General features: G+C 69.8%; 12 protein-coding genes and 1 rRNA gene. 4 read left to right on the top strand and 9 right to left on the bottom strand.

Annotated features, from left to right (window positions below; all coding sequences use genetic code 11):
* Positions 1–69, top strand: a 5S ribosomal RNA gene (gene rrf, locus ACWEF2_RS09175); the annotation flags it as partial.
* Between the two features lie 84 nt (positions 70–153).
* Here rrf and ACWEF2_RS09170 read toward each other — a convergent pair.
* Complete coding sequence (locus ACWEF2_RS09170) at positions 154–621, bottom strand: Lrp/AsnC family transcriptional regulator (protein WP_453813395.1); 468 nt, start codon at positions 619–621, stop codon at positions 154–156.
* Positions 622–741: 120 nt separating this feature from the next.
* Here ACWEF2_RS09170 and ACWEF2_RS09165 point away from each other — a divergent pair, with 120 nt between their 5' ends.
* Both ACWEF2_RS09165 and ACWEF2_RS09160 read left to right on the top strand, forming a co-directional pair.
* Positions 742–1,629 (top strand): phenylalanine 4-monooxygenase, encoded by an 888-nt coding sequence (locus ACWEF2_RS09165; protein ID WP_453813393.1) that lies wholly within the window; start codon positions 742–744, stop codon positions 1,627–1,629.
* 325 nt (positions 1,630–1,954) lie between these two features.
* Positions 1,955–2,806 (top strand): serine hydrolase, encoded by an 852-nt coding sequence (locus tag ACWEF2_RS09160; RefSeq protein WP_453813391.1) that lies wholly within the window; start codon positions 1,955–1,957, stop codon positions 2,804–2,806.
* Here ACWEF2_RS09160 and ACWEF2_RS09155 read toward each other — a convergent pair.
* From ACWEF2_RS09155 to hisN, 6 genes are all read right to left on the bottom strand, one after another.
* Complete coding sequence (locus ACWEF2_RS09155) at positions 2,779–3,498, bottom strand: response regulator transcription factor (RefSeq protein WP_453813389.1); 720 nt, start codon at positions 3,496–3,498, stop codon at positions 2,779–2,781. The genes ACWEF2_RS09160 and ACWEF2_RS09155 overlap by 28 nt on opposite strands.
* Before the next feature lie 24 nt (positions 3,499–3,522).
* Entirely contained in the window at positions 3,523–4,299 is a 777-nt protein-coding gene (gene pstB, locus ACWEF2_RS09150; RefSeq protein ID WP_453813387.1) for a phosphate ABC transporter ATP-binding protein PstB, read from the bottom strand.
* A gap of 14 nt (positions 4,300–4,313) precedes the next feature.
* Complete coding sequence (gene pstA / locus ACWEF2_RS09145) at positions 4,314–5,189, bottom strand: phosphate ABC transporter permease PstA (protein ID WP_453813385.1); 876 nt, start codon at positions 5,187–5,189, stop codon at positions 4,314–4,316.
* Positions 5,186–6,163: a phosphate ABC transporter permease subunit PstC gene (gene pstC / locus ACWEF2_RS09140; protein WP_453813383.1), complete on the bottom strand. Its 978-nt coding sequence runs from the start codon at positions 6,161–6,163 to the stop codon at positions 5,186–5,188. The genes pstA and pstC overlap by 4 nt, the downstream gene beginning before the upstream one ends.
* Before the next feature lie 4 nt (positions 6,164–6,167).
* Positions 6,168–7,268, bottom strand: coding sequence for a phosphate ABC transporter substrate-binding protein PstS (gene pstS / locus ACWEF2_RS09135; protein WP_453813381.1), 1,101 nt, complete (start codon positions 7,266–7,268; stop codon positions 6,168–6,170).
* 282 nt (positions 7,269–7,550) lie between these two features.
* The gene (hisN, locus tag ACWEF2_RS09130) at positions 7,551–8,354 is read right to left on the bottom strand and encodes a histidinol-phosphatase (protein ID WP_453813380.1); all 804 of its coding nucleotides are present in this window, start codon (positions 8,352–8,354) and stop codon (positions 7,551–7,553) included.
* A gap of 143 nt (positions 8,355–8,497) precedes the next feature.
* On the opposite strand from hisN, the gene ACWEF2_RS09125 reads away from it, so the two are divergent.
* Positions 8,498–8,941: a DUF4442 domain-containing protein gene (locus ACWEF2_RS09125; protein WP_355599722.1), complete on the top strand. Its 444-nt coding sequence runs from the start codon at positions 8,498–8,500 to the stop codon at positions 8,939–8,941.
* 55 nt (positions 8,942–8,996) lie between these two features.
* On the opposite strand, the gene rsgA is transcribed toward ACWEF2_RS09125, so the two are convergent.
* Positions 8,997–10,049: a ribosome small subunit-dependent GTPase A gene (gene rsgA, locus ACWEF2_RS09120; protein ID WP_453813415.1), complete on the bottom strand. Its 1,053-nt coding sequence runs from the start codon at positions 10,047–10,049 to the stop codon at positions 8,997–8,999.
* Between the two features lie 133 nt (positions 10,050–10,182).
* Positions 10,183–11,460: a 3-phosphoshikimate 1-carboxyvinyltransferase gene (gene aroA / locus ACWEF2_RS09115; RefSeq protein ID WP_453813378.1), complete on the bottom strand. Its 1,278-nt coding sequence runs from the start codon at positions 11,458–11,460 to the stop codon at positions 10,183–10,185.
* Positions 11,461–11,479: the final 19 nt, after the last annotated feature.

Below are 11,479 nucleotides of genomic sequence, written 5' to 3'. Positions count from 1 at the left end.
GAAGTTAAGCTCTTCAGCGCCGATGGTACTGCACCGGGGACGGTGTGGGAGAGTAGGTCGCCGCCGGACAATCTTTAGAGGAAGGGTCACCCCCCTTGGTGGGGGTGGCCCTTTTTCGCGTTGTCGGGGGGATGTTCCCTCGGCTCTGGATGCTCAGATCTCCGGGGCAGCACGGAGCAGAGGTTCGATCCGATAGGGGATCTGCACGGACAGGGCAATGGTGGTGTCGGTGCGCTGGACCGCGGGTGAGGTGAGGATGCGGGCGATGATCTCCTGTAGATCCGGTGTGCTGCGCGCGACCACGCGGCAGAGCAGGTCGGCCTGACCGCTGGTGCCGTATACCTCGATGATCTCCGGTACGGGTTTCAGCGCTTCCACGGCCTCGGCCAGGCGGCCCTGGGCGATCTGCAGGGAGACGAAGGCCAGGATCGGGTAGCCGATCTCCTCGGGGGCGATGGTGGGGCCGAAGTCGGCGATCACACCTCGGCCGGTGAGTTTCTCCACCCGGGCCTGTACGGTGCCCCGCGCCACGCCGAGTAGACGGGCGAGTTCGGTGAGTCCGATGCGTGGGTTGTCACGCATGGTCACCAGGAGGCGGCTGTCCAGGTCGTCGATCGACATCTCATCAGGTTAGGCGATATGACTAGCTACATGCGCGTTTGATAAGGCGATCTTGCGCGAACCGCGCAGTGAAACTGCCCGCTCTTGTCAATGATTGCTGATATTGCTGTCATTTCATACATGTTCGAAGAAGCACAGTACTTCGCACCGGTGGCGACCCGTGACGACGGCACAGTCGAAGTCCGGCTCGCCGCGAGTCACCCCGGTTTCGCCGACCCGGTCTACCGGGCCCGGCGTAACGCCATCGCCGCGCTCGCGGTCGGGCATGTGCTCGGTACGCCGATTCCGACGGCTGAGTACACCGACCAGGAGCATGAGGTGTGGACGCTGGTCAGCCGGAAGCTGGCGCTCAAGCACCGGGTGTACGCGACGGTCGAGTATCTGGACGCCGCCGAACGGCTGGAGTTGCCCGTTGACCGGATCCCGCAGTTGCAGGAGGTCAGTGAGCTTCTGGAGCCGCTGACCGGGTTCCGGTACATCCCTGCGGCGGGACTGGTCCCGCTCCGGGAGTTCTACGGCGTGCTGGCGGACGGGTACTTCCACTCGACGCAGTACATCCGGCACCACTCCACCCCTCTCTACACGCCTGAACCGGACGTGATCCACGAGGTGATCGGGCATGCCAACGCGCTTGCCTCCGACCGGTACTCCAGGCTCTACCGGCTGGCAGGGAACGCGGCGCGGCGGGTTCAGGGTGAGAGCGCGCTGGAGTTCGTCTCGAAGGTCTTCTGGTTCACCCTGGAGTTCGGTGTGATGACCGACCGGGGGGAACTGCGGGCGTATGGTGCGGGCATCCTGTCCTCCTACGGGGAGATCGAGGAGTTCCGGGGGATGGACATCCGGCCGCTGAATCTCGTCGCCATGGGCACCACCCAGTACGACATCACCAAATATCAGGATGTTCTCTTCCGGGCGGAGTCGCTGGAGCACCTCGAAGACGTGGTCGGGGAGTTCTGGGCCACCTGTGACGACGACTCCGTCGCCCGGCTGCTCGCCGACGCTCGCTGAGGATTCGTCAAAGACATCCGGTCGACGTCTCCGCTGGTCAAGGACTTGGTCCCTGTTCGGGCTGGGCGCCGCCACGGGACCGTCCGAGCGTGCTTCGATGCGCTAGACCTTGGTCATGGTTGTAGCGGGTGAGACGGCCGGATCCCGGCAGACTTCCCGGAGGGGAGCGTCCCGGTGGGTGGCCGCGGCCGTACTGGTTTCCGTCCTGGCGTCCGGGTGCGCGGCCGGGAACGTCACCATGCAGGATGCCGTTCCGCTGCCGGCCTCCTCGCTAACCCCGCCGCCGGTCTCCGAGGTGACCCCCGGGGCGGCCTTTGGGGCTGGGATGCCTACCGGGGCGCCTACCCCGCAGCCCACCGGGCACGCCGGGGCGGCCGAGCCCGACCCGCCGCCGAAGATCTCCATGATGAGGCTCACCCGCGTTCTCGACCGGTTTCTCTCCGGTTACGGTGGCCGGGTGGCCGTGGCGGTGCGGGATCTGGACACCGGCCGTTCCTACCACTACCACCGTGGCCTGCGGCTGCCCACCGCCAGCACCTCGAAGGTCGGCATCCTGATGGCGATGCTGCTGGGCACGCCGTGGCGGAGGTTGAACGGGCGGGAGAGGGCCGATGCCGGGCGGATGATCCGGTTCAGCGACAACGCGGCGGCCGATCGGATGTATGAGCGCATCGGCCTGGAGTCCGGTCTGGCTCGGGCGAATCACAGGTTCGGGCTGAAGAGAACCTACACGCCGCCGGGGCGGTGCGTGAACCTGTACTGCTGGGGCATCACCCAGACCACCGCGCAGGATCAGGTCCGGTTGATCCGGGCGCTGGTCAGGCGGAGCAGCCCGCTGGCCGCGGAGGAGCGCGGCCGGGTGCTCCGGCTGATGGCGCGGGTGACCCCGGCCCAGAGGTGGGGGATCAGCGCCGCGGCGTGCGAGAACAGCCGGGTGTCGCTCAAGAACGGCTGGTTGCGTCATGTGGCCAATGCGCGGTGGGTGGTCGTCAGCGTGGGGTTGATCAGGGATCCCGGGCACAGGTACGCGGTGGCCGTTCTCACCGAGGACGGCCTGACCATGGGCGCGGGCGTCGCCAAGGTCGAGGGTGTGGCCAGGCGCGTTCTGGCCGCCTTCCGCGGCGGTCGGGGATGCGCGGCGGCCGGGGGTCAGTCCGCCCCGCCGACGAGCCGGTAGCCCACGCCGCGCACGGTCTTGATCAGCTGATCGTCGTTGTCGCCGAGGCGGGCGCGCAGACGCTTGATGTGTACCGCGATCGTGTTGGTCGACGTGGTGTCCGTGGAGTTCCAGACGTGGCGCATGATCTGCTCGCGGGTGACCGTGCTGTGCGCGTTCCGCATCAGATAGTGCAGCAGCTCGAACTCTCGCAGAGGCAGATGGACGGTGCGACCGCCGACCCTGACCTGGTAGGCGCGTATGTCGAGCTCCACGTCGCCGGCTGTCAGGGTGCGGCGCGTTCCCGGCTCTCCCGAGAACGCGGCGTGTACCAGCGGCAGGAGTTCGGGCACCCGGTACGGCCGGGCCACGCAGGCGGTGGTCCCGGCCGCGAGTGCCTGGACGGCCTGCTCGGCGTGGCTCTCATCCGTGCCGAGCAGTATGGGGGTCGCCCGCGTCAGCCGTATGGCGCGGATGAACTCCACCGCGCCGACGACCGGCAGCGAGACGCTGACCAGCACGACGTCGGGGTGGAGCGCGCCCGCCTGCAGCAGGGCCTGGGCGCCGTCGGTCACGCCCGTGACCTCGATGCCCTCCCGTTCGAGGGCGTCGGACAGACCCCGGACCAAGGCCGATTCCGGATCGGCCACCAGCAGCAGGGGTGCTGCTCGGGTGTCCCCGTTCACCTCGGGTGTCGTCTGTGGCTGGATCACCCGGGTCCTCCTTACGCGGTTGTTCTATCCGAAGCGGCCGGTGATGTAGTCCTCGGTTGCCTTCTGCGCGGGGTTGGTGAAGATCCGCGAGGTGTCGTCCATCTCGATGACGCGGCCCGGCTGTCCCTGTCCGGCGAGGTTGAAGAAGGCGGTGCGGTTGCTCACCCGGGCGGCCTGCTGCATGTTGTGCGTCACGATGATGATCGTGAACCGGTTCTTCAACTCGGCCATCAGGTCCTCGATCGCCAGGGTGGAGATCGGGTCCAGGGCGGAGCACGGCTCGTCCATCAGGAGGACCTCGGGTCTGACCGCGATCGCCCTGGCGATGCACAGGCGCTGCTGCTGTCCACCGGAGAGACCGGCGCCGGGCCTGTTGAGGCGGTCCTTGACCTCGTTCCAGAGGTTGGCGCCCCTCAGCGACTCCTCGACGACGGCGTCGACCCTGGACTTGGGGTGTTTGCCGTTGAGGCGGAGTCCGGCCGCCACGTTCTCGTAGATCGACATTGTGGGAAACGGGTTGGGACGCTGGAAGACCATGCCGATCATGCGGCGTACCGACACCGGCTCGACGTCGGGGGCGTAGAGGTCCTCCCCGTCGAGCAGGACCTTGCCCTCCACGCGCGCGCCGGGGATGACCTCGTGCATGCGGTTCAGCGTCCGCAGGAAGGTCGACTTGCCGCACCCCGAGGGGCCGATGAAGGCGGTGATCGACTGGGGCTCGATCGTCATCGAGATGTCCTCGATCGCCTTGTGCTTTCCGTAGTACGCGTTGAGGCCGGAGACCTGGATCTGCTGGCTCATTTCGGCATTTCCTCCTATCGGCCCCTGGCAGGCGAGCGCCACCAGCCGATGAGGCGCGCCACCAGGTTGAGCAGCATGACGATCAGAATGAGGGTGAGCGCTCCGGCCCACGCCCGGTCGATGGCGGTGCCCGTCGGGCGGGCCGCCTGGTCGAACACGTAGAGCGGCAGCCCCATCTGCGGTCCCTTGAAGGGGTCGCCGTTGATGGAGTCGGTGAAGAAGACCGTCAGCAGCAGCGGAGCCGTCTCGCCGGCGACCCGGGCGATCGCCAGCATGACGCCGGTCACGATGCCGCTGAACGCGGTGGGCAGGACGATTCTGGTGATCGTCCGCCACTTCGGCACGCCCAGCGCGTAGGAGGCCTCCCGGAGGTCGCCGGGGACCAGCCGGAGCATCTCCTCGGCGGAGCGGACCACCGTCGGCATCATCAGGATCGACAGGGCCAGCGCCCCGGCGAAGCCGGAGAACGGCATGCCCAGGGCCAGGATCCAGAAGGCCAGGATGAACAGGCCGGAGACCACGGAGGGGATGCCGGTCATGACGTCCACGAAGAAGCTGATCGCCCGGCTCAGCCGCCCGCCCTGACCGTACTCCACCAGGTAGATCGCAGTGAGAAGGCCGATCGGGACGGAGATGGCCGAGGCCAGCAGGACCTGTTCCAGCGTGCCGAGGATGGCGTGGTAGGCGCCGCCTCCGGCGTCCCTGGCGCCGATGTTGCGCATGGAGTGGGTCAGGAACTCCATGTCGAACCGGGCGAGGCCGTTCTTGACCACCATCCACAGGACCGCGATCAGCGGTACCACGGCGATGGCGAACGACAGGTGGACCAGCGTCTGGACCAGCCGGTCCTTGAACCGCCGGCCGGCGGAGACGCGCTGGATCGCGGTCATGCGCCGGCTCCCGAGTACTCCTTGCGCCGGGCGATGATCAGGCGGGCCCCCATGTTCACGATCAACGTGATGACGAACAGCACCAGGCCCGAGGCGATCAGCGCGCCGCGTCCGATCGGGGTGGCCTCGCCGAATCCGTTGGCGATGTTGGCGGCGATGCTGTTGCCCTGCGGGGCGAGGATGTGGAGGCTGATGCCGAACGTGACCGGGAAGATGAGCGCGACGGCGATGGTCTCTCCCATGGCACGCCCCAGGCCGAGCATGGACGCGCTGATGACACCGGGACGCCCGAACGGCAGCACCGCGATCTTGATCACCTCCCAGCGGGTCGCGCCGAGGGCCAGCGCGGCCTCCTCGTGTGTCCTCGGCACCTGGAGGAACACCTCCCGGGAGATCGCCGCGATGATCGGCAGGATCATGACCGCGAGCACGATCGACGCGGTCAGCATCGAGCGGCCCGCGACCGCGTCGCCGCCGAACAGCGGGATGAAGCCCAGATGTTCGTTGAGGAACTCGAACGGCACCTGGACGGCCGGGACGAGGAACGTGACGCCCCACAGGCCGTAGACGACGCTCGGGACGGCGGCCAGCAGGTCGATGACGTATCCCAGGATTCCGGCCAGGCGCCGGGGCGCGTAGTGGGAGATGAAGAGCGCCACACCGACGGCCACCGGGACCGCCATGATCAGGGCGAGGAGCGCGCTGACCAGGGTGCCGAACGCCAGGGCCGCGATGCCGAAGGACTGGCTGGTGTTCGGCTCCCAGGTGAGGGTGGTGAGAAAGTCTCCCTTGTTGGCGCGGAGGGCCGGAATCGCCTCGATGATCAGGAAGACGGCGATGGCCGCCATGATCGCCAGCAGCAGGATTCCGGCGCCCGTGGCGGCGTAGCGGAAGGGGGCCTCACCCCGGCTGCGCCGCGAGGCGAATCGGCGCAGGGCCGATTCGCTGTCGCGGATGCGTAGTGGAGTCGCCATCGACTTAGGAGATCGCCTCGACGGCGGTGCGGACCTTGCCGAGCAGCGTCGCCGGCAGCGGGGCGTAGCCCAGGCCGGTCAGCTCCCGCTGGCCCTCGTCGCCCGAGGTGTAGGAGAGGAACGCCTTCACCAGCTTGGCCTCCTCGGCGGGCAGGCCCTTCTCGCAGGTGATCTCGTAGGTCACCAGGACGATCGGGTAGGCTCCGGCGGCCTTGGTGGCGTAGTCGATGTCCAGCTTGAGGTCGTTGCCCTGGCCGACCACCTCGGCGGCCTCGACCGTCTTGGCCGCGCTCTCCGGGGTCAGCTCCACGAACTCGCCGGAGCCGTTGGCGACCTTGGCCTTGGCCAGGCCGGAGTTCTCGGCGTAGGAGAGCTCCACGTAGCCGATCGCGCCGGCGGTGGTCTTGACGGCCTGCGCGACGCCGTCGGAGCCCTTGGCTCCCTGGCCCTTGGCCTCGGCCGGCCACGCCTTGGCGGCCTCGTACGGCCAGCCGGCGGTCTTGGCCAGGAACTTGGTGAAGTTGTCACTGGTGCCCGACTCGTCCGAGCGGTGGAACGCCTGGATGACGGACGAGGGGAGCGTGGCCTCCGGGTTGTCGGCCTTGATCGCCGCGTCGTCCCACTTGGTGATCTTGTTGTTGAAGATGCCGCCGATGGTCTTGGGGGAGAGCTGGAGCCCCTCGACGCCGGGAAGGTTGTAGACGACGGCCACGGGCCCTGTGACCATCGGGAGGTTGATGGCCTTGCCGGTCTTGCAGCGGGCGTCCGCCTGGGCGGGCTCGCCCTTGTCGGCCTTGAGCGCCGAGTCCGAGCCGGCGAACGCGATCGTGCCCTGGATGAAGGCCTGGACGCCCGCGCCGGAGCCGCTGGGCTGGTAGTTGAGGCTCACCCCCGAGTTCGCCCGCTGGAAGTTCTTCTTCCACTCGTCGATGGCGTTCGCCTGTGCCGAGGAGCCCGCGGCGTTGATCGTGCCGCTGAGGCCGGAGTCCGGTCCGGCAGGGGAGGTCGCGGTGTCAGTGCCGGTGATGTTGTCATCGGTGCCGCACGCAGCGAGCGAGAGCGCGCCGACGAGGGTTATCGCGGCGAGCCGGCCTGCATACTTCACGGTTGGGTTCCTCCCACCACTAAGTCCTTCAACGTTCAGAAGATTAGGGAGGGAAGATGACTCAAAACCGGTGGAAAGATGAACGCAGAATGAATGGCTCCGGTCGCGATCGTGGCGAACCCCTTGGGCCTGTCTCGGCACGTGAGCCCGGTGGGGGCACACTTCGGGGCTCTGCGCCGCGTCCGGCGTCCCCTCGGGGGCCGCGGGTTTCGGATGATCCCGGACAGGACCGGACAGGTCCGAAAACCCGCGAAGAGCCTGTGGGCAACCCGGGGGAGAAGATCAGACGGGAAGGGTGAGCGGGCCGCCGCCGAGGCGTTTGAGGACCTCGCCGTGCAGGGAGCCGTTGGTGCACACCAGGCTGCCGCCGTCCAGGCCGGGAACCCCGGACAGGTCGGTCCAGGTGCCGCCGGCCTCCTCAACGATCACGGTCAGCGCCGCGATGTCCCAGGGGGAGAGCTCGGGCTCGGCCGACAGGTCCACCGCGCCTTCGGCGACCAGCATGTGCGACCAGAAGTCCCCGTAGGCGCGGCTGCGCCAGACGGCCCTGTTCAGGCCGAGGAACTCGTCGAGCCTGCCGGCCTCCTCCCAGCCGCCGAGGCTGGAGTAGGAGAAGGAGGCGTCCTCCAGGCGGGTGACCGAGGAGACGCGGCAGCGGGTGGCCTTGGTGAGGCTCTTGCCGGTCCACGCGCCGCTGTCGCGGGCGGCCCACCAGCGGCGGCCGAGCGCGGGGGCGGAGACCAGGCCCACGACGACCCGGCCCTCGTCCATCAGGGCGATGAGCGTGGCCCAGACGGGGACGCCGCGCACGTAGTTCTTGGTGCCGTCGATCGGGTCGACGATCCACGAGCGGGCACCGTGGCCGGTGGTGCCGAACTCCTCGCCGATCACCGCGTCACGGGGGCGGGCCCGGCCGAGGGTGCCGCGGATGGCCTCCTCGACGGCCCGGTCGGCGTCGCTCACCGGGGTGAGGTCCGGTTTGGTCTCGACCCGCAGGTCCACGGCCTTGAACCGGCGCGTGGTCAGGTCGTCCGCGGAGTCGGCCATGATGTGCGCGAGGCGCAGGTCGTCGTTGTAACCCGTCACGATGGGCAACGCTATCGCGACAGTGGTCGGGTATAGGTGATCGGGGAGTAACCCGAGGAATTGTGGCGTGGCGCGCCGCTCCATGGGATATCGGGTGGATCGCCACGTTGGCTCCTGGGTTACTGGCCAGTAGCATCTGGGGCATGACCTTTGATGTGGGTGCCTTCATGCTGCAGAGCGTCCCGTTCGCGCGGACGCTGGACATCTCCTTCGACACGGTGGAGCCGGGGTTCGCGGTGGCCCGCATGCCCGACCGCGCCGACCTGCACAACCACGTGGGCGGCCCGCACGCGGGAGCGCTGTTCAGCCTCGCCGAGTCCGCCTCCGGGGCCGCGGTGCTGTCGGCCTTCGGTGACCAGATGTCGCGGGCCACCCCGCTGGCCGCGAACGCCGCGATCCGTTACGTCAGGCTCGCGATGGGCGAGGTCGTCGCCGAGGCCCGTCTCCGGGCGGTCCGGGAGGAGGTCGTGGCCAGGCTGGACGCGGGGGAACGCCCCGAGTTCGAGGTCACCGTCGACGTCAGGACCGTCGACGGGGTCCTGGTCTCCGAGATGACCGTCGCCTGGACCCTGCGCCCCAACCGCTAGACCCCGCTGCCTCAGGGCGCCCGGCCGCTCGCCTCGCCGTCGGCCGCCGTCGCCGTCAGTCGTCGTCTGGGGCGCCCTCGCGGCTGGCGAGCAGGCGGCGCAGCGAGACGAGCCGGGCCGGGTCCGCGTGGCCGGCCGCCGTCCAGGCGTCCAGGGCGCACTCCTCGCCGAGATGGTTGCAGCCCTTGGGGCACTCGACGGTGCCCTCGACGAGGTCGGGAAAGCCCGCGAGAACGGTCTCCACCGAGACATGGGCCAGGCCGAAGCTGCGGATCCCGGGGGTGTCGATGATCCATCCCCCGCCGGGGAGCTCCAGGGCCACGGCCGAGGTGGAGGTGTGACGGCCCCGGCCGGTCACCGCGTTGACGTGTGATACGGCCCGGTTGGCGTCCGGGACCAGGGCGTTGACCAGGGTGGACTTTCCCACCCCCGAGTGGCCGACGAGCACGCTGGTCCGGTCGCCGAGGCACTCCCTCAGGTCGTCGAGGGAGCCGCCCTTCTGCAGCACCACGTACGGCACGCCGAGGGGGGCGTAGAGGGAGACCAGCTCCTGCGGGGAGGCCAGATCGGCCTTGGTGAGGCAGAGCACCGGCTCGATGTCGGCGTCGAAGGCCGCCACCAGCATCCGGTCGATCATGCGGGGCCGGGGCGGCGGGTCGGCCAGGGCCGTCACGATCACCAGCTGGTCGGCGTTGGCGACCACGGGACGCTCGATGCCGTCGGTGTTGTCGGTGTCGTCCGCGGAGCGGCGGAGCATCGAGGTGCGCGGCTCCACCCGCACGACGCGGGCCAGCGTGTCGGACGCCCCGGAGACGTCGCCCACCAGGGCCACCCGGTCGCCGACCACGATCCCCTTGCGGCCCAGCTCCCTGGCCTTCATCGCGACCACCACGCGGCCGCTCATGGCGGCGCCCTCCGCCCGGTCCCCCTTACGGCGGCGGCCCCTCTCGCCCGCCGACTCGACCAGGCACGTGTAGCGTCCCCGGTCGACCGCCACCACGAACCCCTGGACCGCGTCCTCGTGCGCGGGACGGATCCGGGTCCGGGGCCGGGAGCCCTTCCCCGGCCGGACCCTGACGTCGTCCTCGTCGTACTCCCGCTTTCTCAGCTTCTCCGCCTCGATCCGTTCTCGTCCGAACGGCCGTCCGCCCCGGGCCGGGTGTCTCCCGGGCCGAGCGCCCGCTGGAGCGGGACGGCGGGTCCCACCGTACGTCGCATCGCGCGGCGCGCGGGGTGTCCGCTCACGGCGTGCCGCGCAGCATGTCCGCCCACATCGAGGCGAACTCGGGGAGGGTCTTGCCCGTGGTGGCGATGTCCTCCACCTCGACGCCGGGCACGGCCAGGCCGATCACCGCTCCCGCGGTGGCCATCCGGTGGTCGGCGTAGGAGTGGAAGACCCCGCCGGTGAGGGGGCGCGGCCTGATCTCCAGGCCGTCCTCCGTCTCGTTCGCGTCGCCGCCGAGACCGTTGATCTCCGCGACCAGCGCGGCCAGCCGGTCGGTCTCGTGTCCCCGGATGTGGGCGACGCCGCCGATCCGGCTGGGGGAGTCGGCGAGGGCGGCCAGCGCGGCGATCGTCGGGGTCAGCTCGGCGACGTCGCGCAGATCCGCCTCGATACCGGTGACGCGCCCGGTCCCGGTCACCGTCAGCCCGGCGGGCGTGCGCGTCACCGAGGCGCCCATGTCCGCCAGCAGCCGCCGGAGCTGGTCGCCCGGCTGGGTCGTCTCCGAGGGCCAGCCGGGAACGGTGACCGAGCCCCCGGTGACCATCGCGGCGGACAGGAACGGCGCCGCGTTGGACAGGTCGGGTTCGACGGTGAAGTCCCTGGCGTGGATCGGCCCCGGCTCGACCCGCCAGACGTCCGGCTCGGAGTCGTCGACCCCGACGCCGAACTCGCGGAGCATGAGAACGGTCATCAGGATGTGCGGCTGCGACGGGATCGGCGGCCCCTCGTGCCGCACGGTCACACCCTTGTCGAAGCGGGCCGCGGCCAGCAGCAGGCCGGAGAGGAACTGGGAGGAGCCGGACGCGTCGAGCCTGACCTCGCCGCCGGTCAGCGGCCCCCGGACGGTGAACGGCAGCGCGTCGCCCGTCACCTGGGCGCCCAGGGCCCGCAGCGCGCCCAGGATGGTGCCCATCGGGCGCCTGCGGGCGTGCGGGTCGCCGTCGAAGGACACCTCGCCGTCGGCCAGCGCCGCCACCGGCGGCACGAACCGCATCACCGTGCCCGCGAGCCCCACGTCGATGTGCGCGCCGCCGGTCACGGGGCCGGGCGTGACCGCCCAGTCGCAGCCGGACGCGCTCTCGCCGGAGGGGGTCATCGTGGCGCCGAGCGCCCGCAGCGCCGCGGCCATGAGGTCGGAGTCGCGGCTGCGCAGCGCCCGCCGTACGGTGCCCGGGCCGTCGGCCAGCGCGGCGAGCAGCAGCGCGCGGTTGGTCACGGACTTCGACCCGGGAAGGGGAACGGTCGCGTGGACGGGGTGGGTCGCGGTCGGTGCGGGCCACAGCGGAACGGACATGGTCAAAAGCCTACCTGGA

The organism is Streptosporangium sp. NPDC004631 (assembly GCF_053601935.1).
Note: the sequence above shows the minus strand (reverse complement) of the source record. Positions and strands in the feature narration are given on the sequence as shown.